Origin of the sequence: Streptomyces sp. NBC_01077, from assembly GCF_045162855.1 — a bacterium.
Classification (GTDB): Bacteria; Actinomycetota; Actinomycetes; order Streptomycetales; family Streptomycetaceae; genus Streptomyces.
Genome location: NZ_CP108669.1, coordinates 9,500,664 through 9,516,735, shown reverse-complemented (window position 1 = coordinate 9,516,735; position 16,072 = coordinate 9,500,664). Strand labels below are relative to the sequence as shown.

Sequence of the window (16,072 nt, the reverse complement as noted above, 5' to 3'; positions counted from 1 at the left end):
CCAGGGAAGCGAACTGACAAGGCCACGCTTCTCATCATCCACGCTCAGGATCTGACCTCGAGGCAGGACCCAAGCCTGGGTACCGGTTGCTCAGGCCCTCTGGGGTGCGATCTCCCTAGCCTCTGTGTCTGACCCGGCGCCCTCGCGTCACGCTCGGACGGTAAAACGTCCCACAGAAGAGGAGTCACCATGAAGAAGGCTGTTCTGGCCGGCTGCGGACTGGCGCTCGCCAGCCTGGCATCTGCCCTTCTGCTCAGCACCGGCGCAAGCGCGGATCCCTACATGGACAACCCGCGGGGCAACAACGACTTCACCGTGCCGTCCAACACCCCCACACCCGCGCCCTCTCAATCCTAGGAATCGCAGGGCCGATCAGCGCTGAGAAACCCAGAGGGCTCACAGATCCAGGCGCTGCACCGGTCCCAGCCGGTCCTGCCGATAGTGCCCGATGCTTCCGAACGCCGCATCCACGACTACGTTCAGGCCTGCACCGCGACCCTGTTCGCCGCCCTTGAGGCCGCCAGTGGCAAGGGCATCGGCTCGCTCCACCGCCGCCACCGGCCAGCGGAGTTCAAGGAGTTCCTTGCCAAGCTGGACAAGGAAGTCCCGGCCGATCTCCAGGTTCATCTGATCCTGGACAACTACGCGACCCACAAAACACCCGACATCAAGAAGTGGCTTCTGGCTTCACCCGCGGTTCCAGCTGCACTTCACACCCACGAGTGCGTCGTGGGTGAACCTGGTCGAGTGGTGGTTCGCCGAGCTCACGCCGAAGACGCTCAAGCGCGGTGTCCGCCGCTCGTTCCAAGTCCTCGAACGCGACATCCGGTCCTGGCCTCGCCGACTGGAACGAGTACTTCACAGGCCGTTCGTCTGGACCAGACAGCCGACGAGATCCTCGACGAATTCACCGCCTATTGCCGACGAATCTCTGACTCAGGTCACCAGAACCGCATTCTCGAGGGCGAAACAGCAACTTCGCGATCTCCGCATGCCGGCGCCCCGCTCCGACCCCACGTTCAGCCTCACCAGGAAACGGCCTCAAGGCGTGCAACCTGAGTGAGTACCACCTGCCCATAAAAGCAACGGCGCGGTCACTTTACCCTAGCTGGGCAGGCTTCGCCTCGACTACTGCCCGCAGAATTCTGCAGCACCATACTTCCCGTGAAACCCACGTCTAATGCTGCAGAAACAAGCCTGTCAGGCGGAATCTACGTTCCCTTACGTTTAAATCGAATGGAATAACCCAATGAGTCTCCTCGAATTCCTGATTTCCGATGCCTCCGACCCTGCCGCCCAGCAAGCAGGCGACACCGACATTTCCGTGGCCACCGACGCCGAGCTCGCCGAATTCAAGAAGAAGCAACTCGAAAACCTTAAGCTGCAGCAGTGAGCTTCTTCAGCGGTCACTCCAGAGGATGAGTGGCTGGCTGAGGTTGACTGCCCTCTGAGCTGCGGCAGCGCAAAGCTCTCGTGGGCCCAATCGTCACCCGATCGGTGGCCACTCTGAAGAAGCTCAACGATTCCCCAGGGCGGGTGAATAAGATCCACTTGAGCCCTAAATGAAAGAAATGGAACGAGAATGAGGAAAACGCGTCACTGGGCCTTGACTGTACTCGCCAGCGTGGCCGGTGCCGTCTCCGTGCTGTCTCTGGGCGCCGGGCCGTCGGGAGCCGCCACGCTGTCGGATCAATGCACCGCACTTCCGGCGGGGTCCAAGGTCAATGGGCTCGAATACGCAGTATCTGTATACAGCGACTCGTCTTGCACGGACTTTGTCGACCTCATTGCTCCGGGAGGTGTCTCGGAAGCTGAGCCGGTCGTTGTCTTCCTGAAGAAGTCTGGAACTCACGTGCCCGAGTAGGCGGCTCATTGGCAACGCAGAGAAGCCCGTCCAGCGGCACCCACATACCCCTCCCGTCGCACGTAGTAATTTCAGACGTATCCGTCCGTCGGGACGGATGGGCGGGTTGGGTGCCGCTGAACCTTCAGTGTGTTGTCACCACAGTGGATAGAGCGTCGCCAGAGCGGGCCCGACCGATGCCTTGGTTGACCTGGCTAGCCGTCGGCGAATGCCCGGCCAGGGGCCGCTGGTCGCTCCAGCAGCCTTCTCAGAGCTGCGGGACCCTGTCGTGTCTGCCGAGAGACGGGGGCGTCTGTCTAATGATTGCCCAGCGTCGGACCGTGTCCGTGAGCTGCTTCTTCTCCGGCAGTGGCAGCAGCGAGCGGTGGCGTGTCGGTACCTTCGCCAATGAATCTCTTTCACCCTTCAGAGACAGGACGAAAGCGATTCAGTGAGCTTCTTCAGAGTGGCCACCGATCGGGTGACGATTGGGCCCACGAGAGCTTTGCGCTGCCGCAGCTCAGAGGGCAGTCAACCTCAGCCAGCCACTCATCCTCTGGAGTGACCGCTGAAGAAGCTCAGTGACCGCTCCCGGTCACCATCGCGGATGTATAGTGACTTCGCTCGATCGGGAAGCTTCACTTAGAGCGTCCACCAGCAGGCGAGTATAATGACGCAGGCATGGCCCCTGATCAGGGACCATGCCTGCTGCCCCATCTTGCATTGTTGACCCGCTCCGCGACCAGCTCCTCGCCTTGTTTCTCAAGCAGGGGGATCGACATTCGCTGGCCGGCGCAACCCGCGGGTCAGCGATGCGGTAGGCCCACTGCTGCGACTGCATGATCGGCCTCGAGCTGTGCCACCTGGTGGCTGACGATTGCATCGCCCTGTGAGCGCGCCGGGCATAGTGCCGTCAGCGGCACGGAACAGGGCCTGAAATGCTCGCGGTTGACCGAAAGCACAGTCATACCACTGAGCTTCTTCAGAGTGGCCACCGATCGGGTGACGATTGGGCCCACGAGAGCTTTGCGCTGCCGCAGCTCAGAGGGCAGTCAACCTCAGCCAGCCACTCATCCTCTGGAGTGACCGCTGAAGAAGCTCACTGACTACTGAGGTTGAACTCGTGGTGTCGTAGGGGCTGACGGCTCGTCGCCCGTGCGGTATCACCGGGGCATGCGGTATCCACAAGGTGGCGGGCTGACCCCCGAACGGCAGCAGTTCCGCGAGGAGTTACGGCTCAAGGCGGCCGAGAGGTTCGCCCTGGGCGAGGCGATCGCGGTGATCGCCAAGGACCTGCGGGTCAGCGTCCGGTCGGTGCAGCGGTGGCGGCAGATGTGGGACGAGGGCGGTCCGAGGGCTCTGCGGTCACAGGGGCCGGTGTCGCTGCCGAGACTGAGCGAGAAGCAGTTCGCCCAGCTGGAAGCGGAGCTGGCCAAGGGTCCGGCCGCGCACGGCTGGGAAGACCAACGCTGGACCCTGAGCCGTGTGAAGACGGTGATCGGCCGGCGCTTCCACCTGACCTACACGGTCCAGGGCGTGCGCAAGCTGCTGGTGCGTAACGGCTGGTCCTGCCAGGTCCCGGCCCGACGGGCGGTCGAGCGGGACGACGAGGCGGTGGCCGGGTGGGCCCGGGAGGTGTGGCCCTGCGCGGAAGGCTCGCGGCGGCCCGTGGAGCCTGGCTCGTCTTCGAGGACGAGGCCGGATTCTCCATGACGCCGCCGCAGGCAAAGACATGGTCACAGCGCGGCCGGACCCCGGTGGTGCGGGTCCGTGGCCGTTCCCGCAGACGGATATCCATCGCCGTGCTGACCTGCTACAAACCTGGCCACCGGTCCCGGCTGATCTACCGGCCGCGCCGGGACGACGGCCAACGCGACGGACGCAAGAGCTTCTCCTGGCGCGACTACCGGGGCCTGCTGATCGCCGCCCACCAGCAGCTCGGCGGCCCGATCGTGCTCGTCTGGGACAACTGTGAGACTCATGGGGCACCGTCCGGGGCCAGGGTCTGACCCGTGGGACAACTGGCCCAGGCTGCCTTGTTCAGGATCTGTCGGCCCGTGGTCCCGGGCGGTGCTTGCTGCCGCCGGACCGGCGGGCGTGTCCCGATAGGGGCCTTGCCACACAAGGCACCATCACAGTTCTGACCGCCCACCCGGCCCGGCGTCGGCCATCAGCCCCAGCCGATGAAGGAGCCGCGTGACCATCACCAGCATGCCCCAGCCGATCCTGCCCGCACAGCCAGAAGAACCGCTGGCAGAGGACGTGATCCTGGGAGTGGACACCCACAAGGACGTGCACGTCGCCGCCGTGATCACCGCTCTCGGAGCACTCCTGGCCCACCAGCAGTTCCCGACCACCGCCGCCGGATACCGCCAACTCCTGTCCTGGGCACGCTCCTTCGGCGCCCTGCGCCGAGCCGGTGTGGAGTGCACCGGATCCTACGGAGCGGCCCTGGCACGCTTCCTGAGCCGGGAGAACGTCCAGGTCATCGAGGTCAATCAGCCCGACCGCGCCCTGCGCCGCAAGCGCGGCAAGACCGACGCCGTCGATGCGGAGGCCGCCGCCCGCGCGGTGCTGTCCGGACGCGCCGACGTCACGCCCAAGACCGGAGAAGGCCCGGCGGCCGACATGCGCGTGCTGCGACTGGCGAAGGAGTCAGCCGTCAAGGCCCGCACGCAGGCAAAGAACCAGCTCAAGGCCGTGCTGCTCGGTGTCGATCCCGCGCTGCGCGAGGCACTGTCCATGCTCAGCAACACGGCCTTGATCGCCAGGTGTGCCGACCTTCCCGACGCCGGCCACGCTGCCGTCTTCACGCTCCGGCTGCTGGCCCGGCGCATCCAGCAGCTCACCGTCGAGGTCAAGGAACTCACCCGCCGGGTCAGCAAAGCCGTCCACCGCTGTCATCCGCAGCTCCTGGACATCATCGGTGTCGGGCCCGACAGTGCCGCTGCCCTGCTGATCGCCGCCGGCGACAATCCGGAACGGCTGGCCAGCGAAGCATCATTCGCAGCTCTGTGCGGCGTCAGCCCCGTCGAGCAGTCTTCCGGAAAGACCCAGCGCCGGAGGCTCAACCGCGGGGGCAACCGGCAGGCCAACGCTGCCCTCTACCGCATCGTCGTGACACGCATCCGCCGTGATGCCCGCACCCGTCTCTACGTCGACCGCCGCACAAAACAGGGCATGTCGAAACGCGAGATCATCCGCTGCCTCAAACGCTACGTCGCTCGCGAGATCTACCGTCAGATCCAGCCGCCGTCGGCCCTTGCTGCCTCGTCTTCTGCCGCTTGACGCAACATAGGGGCATCCTGAACGTCCACAAGGCCGCCGGTCTGCGGGAGTTCGCCGCCTCGCGGGACTGGCTCACCATCTACTACCTGCCGCCCTACGCACCCGACCTCAACCCCGTGGAAGGGATCTGGTCCCTGCTGCGGCGTGGCTGGCTCTCCAACGTCGCATTCAGCACCCCCGAACACCTCGTCCAGCGCGTCCGACGCGGCCTACCCCACATCCAGTACCGCAGCGACCTCATAGACGGCTGCCTCGCCGAAATCGGCCTGACCATCAGACCCACCTGAGCGACCCAGCGACATCACGAGTTCAACCTCAGTAACAAGCTCGTGCAGGTTAGCTACGGGCCTCCGGCTCTACTAGATCACTCCGCGACAGCTCCCCTGGGCGCACGGCGCTACGGCACTCGCCCCTTCGGTGGGGATCCCTACCGAGGTCTGTTTGGCGACTGACCTCGGGAGTGCACTGCCGCCATGACCATCCTCTCCGAGCGCCCTGCGCCCACCCCTGATGGCATCAACCCCTCCCGGGCCCGCGACGTCGTCCGAGCCCCTACAGCCGGCCTCCCCTCACGGCCGCAGACCTCAGCGCGCCCCTGCTCTGAATGCCCGACGACGGGGTCGGCCCGGACGCGCGGCCCGGCACCGTCCAGCTCTCCGACATGCCAGCGACCGCCGGGCGTTGGGCCGAGCTCGGCATCCACGGAACCAAGCTGTTCTCCTTCGGGCAGCCCGCGACGCGCACGCCTCCGGCGCCATCGCGGCGGGCAACCGCATGATTCGCACCATCGGAAGCCGTTGCGCGAGGGATCAGGACCTGTAACCGCCGAGAGCACGCGACCGACTGCACGAACCGACTGTTCCGCCAGCACCTTCCCAAGGGCTGACCGGGCGCTGCTGGACGGGGCTCCGGCGTCCCCTTACGCTCCGTTCCGGTGCTGTCCTCAGCGCTCAGCCGGTTCCCGGAGGAGCACGCGCGCGATAAGGCCCTGTACTTCTCCTGGCTCGCCGAGGCGTACCTCTCGAGACGCACCGCTGAACAAGTTCAGTGAGTGGTCCGCATTCTGGCTCGGCAGACCTGGCGGCTCTGATGTCGCCAGGGGTCCTCCCGGGACTCGACCATGGGCAGCGCGGTGGGTCGTTTGGCGTGGTCACACTGACTGTGATGGGCAGCCCATGCCCGACCGGAGGTCCATCGCGGAGCTGACGGAGACGGAAACGTGCGCAGCGGGAGGCAGGCCGCCGCAGATCAGCCCTTGACAGGATCCGTGTTGAGCTGACTGGACCTGGGCACGTTGTTGAGTAGGTGCTCCGCCGCCTGCTGTACTGCGGCCTTGTCAGAACCCGCGAGGTCGATCGCCACGAGCTCGTCCTCGATCTCGACCTTGGCTGCGCGGCCGTGGTTTCCGAGGCCCGTCACGTGAGGCTGGGCTGGTAGAAGCATCTGCATTCGGAGCCTCTGCAGGTGCGCGATGATGCGGTCGCGGAGCGTGAACGCCTCTCTGGTTGAGTCGGCGTGGGCGTAGACCTGTGCGTGGTGCGGCTTACGCCTGAGCTCGAAGTCGATGAGAGCCGTGCGGCTGAGCATCTCGGCCAGTGTGAGGTGGAGGTCGTGCACGTGGTTGCGGGAGAACGTGCCGGCGAAGCCGAGGTGGACTAGCGGAGTGTCGTCTCCGGCGGCGCGGGTGAGGTCGAGGTAGTACTCCTCGGGTTCAATGTCGTAGGACGTGCAGCGGCTGATCTTGAAGTAATCGTGGCCGGGGTAGAACCGCGGAGGAAGTAGCTCCACAAGGCGGGAGAAGGCGTGGTCTTGGGTGGGCCCGAACGGATGGTAGCCCGGGGCCTTCTCTCCGAGCAGGGTCAGGAGCTCAACGTATGTCGCGGGCAGCTCGACCCTGTGCTCCCGCTGCACCGCGACGATGACGTCATGAGGTACGGGAGTTACGGCCTTGGCGAAGGCATCGTCGCGCGCGCACATGAAGGCAAAGATGTTTCCAAAGGTCATGCCAGCCCTTCCCTTTCGGCCAGCTGGCGAGAAAGACGTCTATTGGCGGGATGGTACATGTCCGTTCTCATCGAAGGCATGGCCTGCCTGTCGATGGCCGCCTGTCACGGCAGCCGAGCCTCCGGAGGCCTTGCGCATCGACCGCCTCGGCGTTGGTGGGAGCGCCATCGGTGAGTGACGGGATCGGGCCTGCCGGAGGCAAGAGACCAAAATCGGCCCAATGTCCTTAAAGTCCAGCGGAACGCCATCAAGGTGTTGGTGATAGTTGTGCGGTGGCCCGGGTTGGGCTGCTGTCAGGACCGGCGCCGGTGTTCCGGCATGGCCTGCAAGGTAACTGGCGGCTCGTCAGATTCTGCCGTGCCCCCGAGATGTCTGCCGCGAGCGTCGGCGTCGGCCAGGCCCACCCCGTTGTCTTCCTCTTCGCCGGGCAGGAGGGCCCGTCCTTGGCGTTTGCGGTGCAGGACGGCGAGGCCGGTGTTGATGTAGGCGACGTCGGCCAGTACGGTCACGCCTTCGCATGCCGCGGCCAGGCCGGAGTCGCGCTAGACTCTCGCGTCCGCGGTGCTGCCGGCCCTGGCGTAGGCCTTGTCGGCGGCACGTTCCAAGTGCCGTTCAAACGACGCCGCGGACACCCCCTCACACCCAGACCAGCAGCCGTCAATCGAGCGCACGCCCGACTCCGCTTGCCGGTCGAGCGGGCCTTCGCCCGTTCAAGGCTTGGCGGATCTTCCGCAAAGCCCGGATCAGCCCCAACCGGCTCACGTCAATCACCAAAGCCATCCTCACCCTCGAGCGGCGACGCTGAAGATCCTTAATGAATGAGCTTCTTCAGCGGTCACTCCAGAGGATGAGTGGCTGGCTGAGGTTGACTGCCCTCTGAGCTGCGGCAGCGCAAAGCTCTCGTGGGCCCAATCGTCACCCGATCGGTGGCCACTCTGAAGAAGCTCAATGACCACAGGTACCAAAGAGAATTCGGTCCAGCGAGACGGACTCCCCTCGATGATGGCCTACCTGACCCGCCTTGTACGTCGACCGCCTCGGCTTTGGAGGGGGCGCCATCGATGACGGGATCAGGCCCGCCGGAGGCAAGAGACCGAATTCGGCCCAATGTCCTTAAAGTCCAACAGAATGCCATCAAGGTAATTGTGATGGTTGGACTGTGGCCCGGGGCTGGGCTGGGCTGGGCTGGGCTGCTGTCAGGATCGGCACCGACGTTCCGGCATGACCAGCAAGGTAACTGGCGGCTCGTCAGATTCTGCCGTGCCCCCGAGATGTCTGCCGCGAACGTCGGCGTCGGCCTGGCCCACCCCCGTCATCTTCCTCTTCGCCGGGCAGGAGGGCCCGTCCTTGGCGTTTGCGGTGCGGGACGGCGAGGCCGGTGTTGATGCAGGCACAGTCGGCCAGCACGGTCACGCCTTCGCATGCCACGGCCAGGCCGGAGTCCCGCTAGACTCTCGCGTCCGCGGTGCTGCCGGGCGCCGGACGGGCCGCGGCGATCACGAGTTTCGTGTCGGCGTCGATGATGACCTGCACGTTCGCCGAGAATCGGGAGTTGCGTGAGGATGCGCCGGCCTCCCGGTCGCGGAACGGGATGAGGGTGCCGTCCGCGATCCACAGCCGTTCCACCGCGTCGGCCGGGCGGGGGGCCGGCTCGACGGCCAGGATCGGCCGCAGCCGCTGGATGACCCGGCACACCGTCGCGGGCGAGATGTCGAACAGCGGCGCGAGCTGCCTCATTGTGAGGTTCGTGCGGTAGTAGACGGCCACCAGCAGTACCCGGTCCGCCAGCGGCAGATACCACGGTCGGCCACCACCAGGACCGTTCCCGCTACCGCCCCGTTCCCGGACCGCCTTCAGCAGCCGCTCGAACTGCCGCATACGCAGACCCGTGAATGTTTCCACCCACTGCGGTTCAGCTCTCAAAGCCCCACGCGCACAGGGGAGATGCTCGCACTGCAGTCTGATGCAACACGCTTCGAAGCGTCCCTGACTCATCACGCGTCCAGCCATACCTGTCGAGAGAGGTGCTCAGAGCCCGGCCTTCGTCCCCATGCCTACCGAGCATGCTGAGCACACGGGGCGCTCTGGCTGTGCAGCGTGGGAGGGTGCAATGAGCTTCTTCAGCGGTCACTCCAGAGGATGAGTGGCTGGCTGAGGTTGACTGCCCTCTGAGCTGCGGCAGCGCAAAGCTCTCGTGGGCCCAATCGTCACCCGATCGGTGGCCACTCTGAAGAAGCTCAATGAGAGTGAGGGACACTACTGCGCCAGCAATGAGCACTCCGGGTGCACGCATCAGAGTGCTGGACTTGAGGCCGTGACGTGTCGCGACAGGAGCCATGACAGAAAGCTGGAGGTCATTTTTACTCATGCCTCCAAAGTAGCGTTGTCGATTGACGGCCAACTGAGTACTCCATGCCGGGAATCTCAGCACCCCCAGATCTGGGCGAACCGGGGCATTTGAGTTGATGCCGGGCATCCTGCTCATAGAGGTATGATATGATCGCACCTGCCGATGCTCGAGATGCGATAGTCAGCCCTTTCTGCCCTGGCGTTCCTTACTGACTTCAGCTCGTCGGGGTGAATCTGTGTGAAGTCCCTGACGGGTGAAGGCGGGTGGCTGTATCCGTGAGGTGTGAGATATGCAGATGGGGGCGGGCTGACGCCGACGGGGCGCCGGCGTCGGGAGACGGTTCGGATGCAGGCGGCTGAACTGTTCGAGCAGCAGATCAAGCCGTCGGAAGTCGCACGGCGGCTGCGGGTGAGTGTGAAGTCGGCTTATCAGTGGCACCAGTTGTGGCGGGATGGCGGTGTTCAGGCGCTGGCCTCCCGTGGTCCGAGCGGGTCGCGGTGCCGGCTGTCCCCGCGGTCTTTGGAGAAGCTGGCCGCGTATCTGGAGCAGGGGCCGGCCGCGCATGGCTGGGTGGAGGACCAGGTGTGGACCGCCTCGCGGGTGGCCACGCTGATCGGCAGGAAGTTCCATGTCTCCTACAGCGTCTCGGGTGCGACCCGGCTGATGCACCGGCTGGGCTTCAGCCCGCAGGTGCCCGCCCGGCGGGTCGCGGAGCGCGATGAGCAGGCTGTCGCCGTATGGAAGGAGGCGACCTGGGCGGAGGTAAAGGGCGAGGGCGGCCTGCGGGGGCTACGTCTGCTTCGAGGACGAAGCCGGGTTCACCCGCAGGCCGCCGCGGGGACGGACCTGGGGCCGGCGCGGAGTGACCCCGGTTGTCACCATCAGCGGCCGCCGTTCGGGCCGGCTGTCAGTGGCCGGGCTGATTGCAATGCGGCCGGGTTCCCGGACCCGGCTGTGTCACCGCCTGCGGAGTCATCCCGCGGGGAAAAGTGCCCGTCGCAGTATGGGCGAGCGGGACTTCATCGCGCTGATCGACGGTGTCCACCAGCTGGTCGGGGCACCAATCGTGCTGGTCTGGGACCGGTTGAACACCCACGTGTCCCGCAGGATGCAGGCCCTCGTGGCCGAGCGGGCATGGCTGACGGTGTTCCTGCTGCCCGCCTACTCGCCCGACCTCAACCCCGTCGAGTGGGTATGGGCCCACGTCAAACGCAGCCTCGCCAACCTCGCCGTCATGGCCCTCGACCAGCTCGAAGCCCTTGTCCGTAACAGGCTCAAACGCCTTCAATACCGGTCCCACACCCTCGACGGCTTCATAGCGGGGACCGGCTTGACCCTCGTCGAGCAACTATCACCCTGACGAGCTGACGTCAGTAAGAGGGCATCTGGTCAAAGTTCATGCGTTTGCGACTGGGGCGGATGAGGCCGCCCGGGCGGGGCGGTCGGCACGTTCCCGATGCTGAGGCAGGCGGCATCCGTCGTGATCGCCTGCCGTGCGCCGCCCTGGCCTATCGCTTCCGCTGACGCCGAGGTGCCTTCTGAGGGACCGAGCATCAGGTGCTCGACGGGGAGGAGTGTGACTCCGGGTCCTCGCGGACCTCTTCGATCTTGTACTCGTCGGCCGCCGGGTACGCCACGAGCAGGCACGTGCCGGTGGCCGGGTGAGCGCGCAGGAACGTGCCGATCGGCGGTCGCCGCCGAAGACGAGGAGAGTGCGGCCTTCGGCGTCGTCCACCTCGGCCTGCCAAAGCGGGGGCAGGGTCAGGCCGCTGGGGGCCGCAATCCAGGCGACACTGCGGGGCTGGAGAAGGCCTGCGCCGGTGGCAAACGACGACGTACGAAGGGGTGAGATGGGCACCGGTGCAGACCGTGACAGTCGGACCTCGTCGGTGCGGAGTCCGGTGATGTGCCGTGCGGGCCGCTGGTGCAGCGGCCGGGGACGTTGTTCAGGGCCGGGATCCGGCAGAGGTTGCGGCACAGCCGGTCCGGCTCGACCAGGATCGAGGGCATGCCGACGCTGGCAGCCATGCGGGCGGCGGCGCAGCCGGCCGGACCACCGCCGATGATGATCAGGTCTGTGTTGTGGGTGGCGGGCGACCCGGTGCGGGGCGGCGTGCCGGCCATGGGGCTATTCCAGCACCGGGGCCCCAGCGTGTGCAGTGAGTCGGCCCATCACGGGGGGCAGCGGTGACGAGCTGGCCGCTTCCGGTCAGGCGGCGGGCGACGAGGAGGGCCGACGTCGCTGGCGCAGGCGTCCGCGCTCATCCGCGGTGCGTAACTCGATGGCGTCGGCGGCGGACTTCAGAACGCAGCTCTCCGTGGCGATCCCGCAGAAGACAAGATCGGTCCAGCCTGCCCGGCGGACAAGTTCAGCAGTCTCTGGAGTGAAGACCGTCTACCCGGTCTTGCCGACGACCGCGTGTGCGTGAGTGGTTACTTCTGCGAGCCCGGGAACAATGCCGGTCTCGGGCGGTTCCTGGAGTCGGCGCCAGCCAGGTCCGCGTCGAGGGTCCACGCGCCGGATGATGCCGGCGGTGAGCAGGACGCGTTTTGCCGAAGCATACGCCCGTACCGACGACGGGGCAGCCGCTACCGGCCTCGTCCGTGTGCTCCTCCGGTTCCGAGGCGATGGAGGCTTGAGGTGAGCGTGTCCTGGGGTGCTACGACGGTGAATTGCGCTCCGTCGGGGTCGGTGAGGTCGACCCATCGGCTTGTTGCGGTCGTAACTACAGGGGCGACGGTTCCACCTCCCAGCCCGTTCGTGGCCTCGATCGCCTCGTCCAGGTCCGGTACGGGGAAGTGGAGGTGCCAGCGCGGGCGGGTCGAGGGGTCCGGAGCCGCGTCGACCGCTGCGCCGCTGATGCGCGCGACGGTGTCGTGGCCGTGGCGCAGGACGACGTGGTCGTGTTCGTAGGATGTCACGCAGCAGCCGGATCCTTCCCCGGCCCAGTCGAGAACCTCCCCGTAGAAGATCGAGGCTTCGAAAGCGTCGCGTGTGTGCAGTTCCAGCCAGGCGGGGGCACTGCCACGGCCCAGGGACCAGTCCGGGAGGACGGTGCCCTGCCAGAACCCGAAGACTGCTCCGGCGGGGTCGGCGGCCAGTCCGGCCCGGCCGGTGCCGAAGGCGAGGGGGCCTACGGCCATGGTGGCCCCGCGTTCGCGGATCCGTGCGGCGGTGACGTCGGCGTCCGCGACGGCGAAGTACGGCGTCCATGCCACGGGCATGGCGGGGTGCTCGGCGAGTGTGCCGATTCCCGCGATGGGCCGGCCCTCGTGGAGAGCGACCGAGAATGTGTCCCCGAGGCCGCTGGCACGGAATTCCCAGCCCAGGACGCCGGCGTAGAAGTGCTGCGCGGCTGCCAGGTCCCGGGCCATCAGACTGACCCAGCACGGGGCGCCCGCGATCTCATCACTCGACGTCGACACGGCCGTCACCCTCGGATCACTTCTACGGACGGGAACTATTCAACCGTAAACCCGGCAAAGGCACTGAGCCGTGGGACGGTACCGCGCCGGGCGCGTCGGGCCGATTCCACCACTCGGGTCTTCACTGAGCTGTGCAGAGTGCGCGGACTCAGTGAGCATTTTCAGCGTTGCCTCTCCAGGGTGAGGACCGCGGCGGCGATGTCCGTCATGCGGTTCGGGCTGCAGCGGCTCCGGCGGAAGATCCGCCAGGACTTCAGGCGGGCGACGCCTCGTTCGACAGGAGCGCGGGCCTGGGCGAGTGCCCGGTTCAGCGTCCGTTCGGTCGGTGACAGTTCGCCGTTGGGCGGGCGGCGGATGGCGGTGGTGACCCAGGAGCCTGCGCCGATGTAGGCGCGGTCGGCGACGATCGGGACGCCCTGGCGTTCGCAGATTCGGATGATGCGGTGGGTGCGTGCGGCGGTCAGATCGTGAGCGCGGCCCGGCAAGGCCGGCGAGATCCACAGAAGCTGGCCTTGGGGATCGGTGACTATCTGCACGTTCACGCCGTGGCGCCGGTGCTTGTGGGAGTAATCGGCGCGTGCGTCGCCCAGGCGGTCGCACTCGCTGAGGGTGCCGTCCAGGAGCACGTAGTCCGGGTCGTGCTCGCGCAGGGTCTTGAGCAGGCCCGGCGCCCGGTCGGCGAGGAGCCGCACGACGGCGGTGGTGTAGGCGTGGGCGGTGCCTACGGATATGCCGAACCCGGCGGCGATCTGCGCGAGAGTGTCGTGCTTGCGCAGGTAGGTGAGAGCGACGAGGGCGCGCTTGTGCGGCGGGAGCTTGCAGCGGCGGTCACCCTCACGGGTGACGATAAGCATCGTGACCCACTCGACCAGCGCATGAGGCAGGTCGAGTGCGGCAGGATAGGGAACCAACAGGGCTCCTGGGCCGGCAGGTTGAGACTTCGAACACCTCACCCAACGGCCCGGGAGCCCTGTCCGTTGCGGGCGCCAAGGTCATCACCCGATCGGTGGCCACGCTGAAAATGCTCAGTGAGGTACACCCGGCATAGGAACGGCACCGCGCTTCCCGGCGCCGCGAATCCGAATGCAGACCGGTCCTCACAGTTCCCGTGCCGTCTTCCCGACGCCTCGTGAGGAGTCCTCTGGGATGAGGGACTGCCGTGACGTCTCCCGGAGAAGAGGGCGATCACCCCGGCCCCGTGATTGAGGTGATCCCGGGAGACAGGTCAGTCAGGTAGGCGCCAAGCCCTGGCCACGTGGTAGCGGTCGAGCGCTCGGGTACGACTGGATTCCCGATGATGGTCTTGCCCGGCACCACAGGCGGCCGTTCCTGACGTTCGTCGTGCAGATCGTCTCCGCCGCATTCAGCCGGCCGCCGCTATGCCGGGGCGACTCGCCGGGCGAGGTCTGCGGCAAGCCGGCTGGCCGCGTAGCCGTGGTGCGTGGTGTCGAGAGATTCCAGCCTCTTCAGGTAGCCGATGGTCTGCAAGACCTCCGCAGCAGTGAGCAGCGGCAGGCGGGGGCCGTCAGTGTCTGTGTATTCGCCGGTCACCGGCTCAGCAGTCTCCATGGGGTGATCCTGGCCTGTCCTGACCCGGGCTGGAAGAACCCGCGCCGCCGGCTAGAAACCCGCCACCGCTCCTCCCCGCAACGAACGGCTATGGGGAGGAGTCTGACGGCCTGGACGTCAGGTGTCCTCTGAGAGGTCAGGGGCAAGCGAGAGGAGGCAGTGGCCAGAGGCACGGGCGACGGCAGAGTGGTGGCTGACCGTGTGGTGCCGCGCCCAGGCGTTGAATCGGTCCTGCAGCGTATCTGCGGTCTCCCGGGCGGGTCGGGCACGGAATAAGCGGGTGCATGGTGGCGCGCGATCTCTCAGGCTCACGCTCTTCTGCGGCTGCGGTAGTCCACGCCCGGTACGCAAGCCGGCTGCCCTCCCCCTGGCGGAGCTCACCGGTCCCGACCATGGCACGGTCACCCGCCCCCACACGTTGCCTGGTCCGGCCTGCGCGCCTACAACGTGGACCGTCCGCGTCTGTGGATGGGCATGTGCCGCACTGTCCTGGCCGACGGCCGGCACGAGGATCTGATCAGCCTCCTCAACCGCGACCGCCTCCTGGCCCAGTGGCCTGTCCTGCTCACCTTGGTCAGCGGGCACCGGCGGGAGGTCTGGGAAGGGGCCTTCCCCGAACTCGCTATAGCGGAGACCTCCGCCGCGTTAGGGGTTCGGCATAGCAGAGCGACGTTCGTTTTACGAAGGGATGCCTGAATCATTGCAGTTTCGTTCACTGAGCGTTTTCAACGTTGCCTCTCCAGGGTGAGGACAGCTTTGGCGATGACGGTCATGCGGTTGGGGCTGATGCGGGATCTGCGGAAGATCTGCCATGACTTCAGTCGTGCCATGCCGCGTTCGACCGGTGCCCTTGCCGCGGCCAGGGCCCGGTTGACGGTGCGCTGGGTGAGGGTGAGTTCGCCGCCCGGTGGGCGTTTGAGTCCGGTGGTGACCCAGGGGCCGGCGCCCTGGTAGGCGCGGTCGGCGAGGACCGGGACGCCCTGGCGTTCGCAGATCCGGATGATGCGGTGGGTGCGGGCCGCGGTCAGGTCGTGGGTGCGGCCCGGCAGTGCGGGCGAGATCCACAGCACCTCGCCGGCGGGGTCGGTGACGACCTGGACGTTCACGCCGTGCCGGCGGTGCTTGGCCGAGTAATCGGCCCGGCTGTCGCCGACGCGGTCGCACTCGGCGAGGGTCCCGTCCAGGAGGACGAACTCCGGATCATGCTCGCGCAGCGTCTCGAGCAGGCCCGGGGCCCGTTCGGCAAGCAGGCCGGTCACGGCGGTGACATACGCGTGGGCGGTGCCGACGGATATCCCGAACCCGGACGCGATCCGGGCGAGGGTGTCGTGGCGGCGCAGGTACACCAGAGCGACGAGCGCACGCTGGTGCGGCGGGAGCTTGCACCGCCGGTCACCCTCACGGGTGACGACGAGCATCGTGACCCACTCGACCAGGGCATGCGGGAGGTCGAGTGCGGCAGGATAGGGAACCAACGAGGCTCCTGTGCCGGTGGGTTGAGACTTCGAACACCTCCCCCAACGGCACGGGGGCCTTGTCCGTTGCGGCCCCCCACCTCAACCTCACCGGCGTCACCCGATCAGTGGCCACGC

Annotated in this window: 11 protein-coding genes and 8 pseudogenes; 9 read left to right on the top strand and 10 right to left on the bottom strand. The window is 66.6% G+C overall.

Annotation, left to right across the window (positions count from 1 at the left end):
• Positions 1–189 precede the first annotated feature (189 nt).
• Positions 190–357 carry a hypothetical protein gene (locus OG462_RS42745; RefSeq protein ID WP_406053968.1) on the top strand — a complete coding sequence of 56 codons (168 nt, stop codon included), beginning with the start codon at positions 190–192 and terminating at the stop codon, positions 355–357.
• A gap of 39 nt (positions 358–396) precedes the next feature.
• Here the strand turns inward: OG462_RS42745 and OG462_RS42740 are convergent, their stop codons facing one another.
• Positions 397–627 carry a hypothetical protein gene (locus OG462_RS42740; protein ID WP_406053970.1) on the bottom strand — a complete coding sequence of 77 codons (231 nt, stop codon included), beginning with the start codon at positions 625–627 and terminating at the stop codon, positions 397–399.
• A 622-nt stretch (positions 628–1,249) separates the two neighbouring features.
• Here OG462_RS42740 and OG462_RS42735 point away from each other — a divergent pair.
• From OG462_RS42735 to OG462_RS42715, 5 genes and pseudogenes are all read left to right on the top strand, one after another.
• The gene (locus tag OG462_RS42735) at positions 1,250–1,393 is read left to right on the top strand and encodes a hypothetical protein (RefSeq protein ID WP_406053972.1); all 144 of its coding nucleotides are present in this window, start codon (positions 1,250–1,252) and stop codon (positions 1,391–1,393) included.
• Between the two features lie 1,623 nt (positions 1,394–3,016).
• Positions 3,017–3,556: a transposase gene (locus tag OG462_RS42730; RefSeq protein WP_406053974.1), complete on the top strand. Its 540-nt coding sequence runs from the start codon at positions 3,017–3,019 to the stop codon at positions 3,554–3,556.
• Positions 3,553–3,831, top strand: a pseudogene (locus tag OG462_RS42725) (IS630 family transposase); the annotation flags it as partial. The gene OG462_RS42730 and the pseudogene OG462_RS42725, both read left to right, overlap by 4 nt.
• 223 nt (positions 3,832–4,054) lie before the next feature.
• Positions 4,055–5,131, top strand: coding sequence for an IS110 family transposase (locus OG462_RS42720; RefSeq protein WP_406066321.1), 1,077 nt, complete (start codon positions 4,055–4,057; stop codon positions 5,129–5,131).
• A 14-nt stretch (positions 5,132–5,145) separates the two neighbouring features.
• Positions 5,146–5,418, top strand: a pseudogene (locus OG462_RS42715) (transposase); the annotation flags it as partial.
• A gap of 961 nt (positions 5,419–6,379) precedes the next feature.
• Here the strand turns inward: OG462_RS42715 and OG462_RS42710 are convergent.
• Positions 6,380–7,135, bottom strand: a complete 756-nt coding sequence (locus tag OG462_RS42710) for a hypothetical protein (RefSeq protein ID WP_406053976.1) — start codon at positions 7,133–7,135, stop codon at positions 6,380–6,382.
• A gap of 293 nt (positions 7,136–7,428) precedes the next feature.
• Positions 7,429–7,644 (bottom strand): hypothetical protein, encoded by a 216-nt coding sequence (locus tag OG462_RS42705; protein WP_406066922.1) that lies wholly within the window; start codon positions 7,642–7,644, stop codon positions 7,429–7,431.
• A 105-nt stretch (positions 7,645–7,749) separates the two neighbouring features.
• On the opposite strand from OG462_RS42705, the pseudogene OG462_RS42700 reads away from it, so the two are divergent.
• Positions 7,750–7,940: pseudogene (locus OG462_RS42700) on the top strand (transposase family protein); the annotation flags it as partial.
• Positions 7,941–8,413: 473 nt separating this feature from the next.
• On the opposite strand, the pseudogene OG462_RS42695 reads toward OG462_RS42700, so the two are convergent.
• Positions 8,414–9,013, bottom strand: a pseudogene (locus OG462_RS42695) (transposase family protein); the annotation flags it as partial.
• Between the two features lie 817 nt (positions 9,014–9,830).
• Between OG462_RS42695 and OG462_RS42690 the strand changes: the two are divergent.
• A pseudogene (locus OG462_RS42690) lies at positions 9,831–10,351 on the top strand (winged helix-turn-helix domain-containing protein).
• A pseudogene (locus OG462_RS42685) lies at positions 10,339–10,845 on the top strand (transposase); the annotation flags it as partial. The pseudogenes OG462_RS42690 and OG462_RS42685, both read left to right, overlap by 13 nt.
• A gap of 68 nt (positions 10,846–10,913) precedes the next feature.
• Here the strand turns inward: OG462_RS42685 and OG462_RS42680 are convergent.
• The 6 genes and pseudogenes from OG462_RS42680 to OG462_RS42655 form a co-directional block, all read right to left on the bottom strand.
• A pseudogene (locus OG462_RS42680) lies at positions 10,914–11,609 on the bottom strand (pyridine nucleotide-disulfide oxidoreductase); the annotation flags it as partial.
• Between the two features lie 85 nt (positions 11,610–11,694).
• Positions 11,695–11,862 (bottom strand): annotated as a pseudogene (locus tag OG462_RS42675) (isochorismatase family protein); the annotation flags it as partial.
• A gap of 212 nt (positions 11,863–12,074) precedes the next feature.
• Complete coding sequence (locus OG462_RS42670; RefSeq protein WP_406066323.1) at positions 12,075–12,860, bottom strand: VOC family protein; 786 nt, start codon at positions 12,858–12,860, stop codon at positions 12,075–12,077.
• Between the two features lie 212 nt (positions 12,861–13,072).
• Complete coding sequence (locus tag OG462_RS42665) at positions 13,073–13,822, bottom strand: transposase family protein (RefSeq protein WP_406053872.1); 750 nt, start codon at positions 13,820–13,822, stop codon at positions 13,073–13,075.
• 466 nt (positions 13,823–14,288) lie between these two features.
• Positions 14,289–14,480, bottom strand: a complete 192-nt coding sequence (locus OG462_RS42660; RefSeq protein ID WP_406053978.1) for a hypothetical protein — start codon at positions 14,478–14,480, stop codon at positions 14,289–14,291.
• A 725-nt stretch (positions 14,481–15,205) separates the two neighbouring features.
• Positions 15,206–15,955, bottom strand: coding sequence for a transposase family protein (locus tag OG462_RS42655; RefSeq protein ID WP_406066236.1), 750 nt, complete (start codon positions 15,953–15,955; stop codon positions 15,206–15,208).
• Positions 15,956–16,072 lie beyond the last annotated feature (117 nt).

What these genes read in the sequence shown, in the direction of transcription:
- OG462_RS42745 (WP_406053968.1), top strand. Translation starts at nt 190, where the DNA reads ATGAAGAAGGCTGTTCTGGCCGGCTGCGGACTGGCGCTCGCCAGCCTG.
- OG462_RS42740 (WP_406053970.1), bottom strand. Translation starts at nt 627, where the DNA reads ATGAACCTGGAGATCGGCCGGGACTTCCTTGTCCAGCTTGGCAAGGAA.
- OG462_RS42735 (WP_406053972.1), top strand. Translation starts at nt 1,250, where the DNA reads ATGAGTCTCCTCGAATTCCTGATTTCCGATGCCTCCGACCCTGCCGCC.
- OG462_RS42730 (WP_406053974.1), top strand. Translation starts at nt 3,017, where the DNA reads ATGCGGTATCCACAAGGTGGCGGGCTGACCCCCGAACGGCAGCAGTTC.
- OG462_RS42720 (WP_406066321.1), top strand. Translation starts at nt 4,055, where the DNA reads ATGCCCCAGCCGATCCTGCCCGCACAGCCAGAAGAACCGCTGGCAGAG.
- OG462_RS42710 (WP_406053976.1), bottom strand. Translation starts at nt 7,135, where the DNA reads ATGACCTTTGGAAACATCTTTGCCTTCATGTGCGCGCGCGACGATGCC.
- OG462_RS42670 (WP_406066323.1), bottom strand. Translation starts at nt 12,860, where the DNA reads ATGGCCCGGGACCTGGCAGCCGCGCAGCACTTCTACGCCGGCGTCCTG.
- OG462_RS42660 (WP_406053978.1), bottom strand. Translation starts at nt 14,480, where the DNA reads ATGGAGACTGCTGAGCCGGTGACCGGCGAATACACAGACACTGACGGC.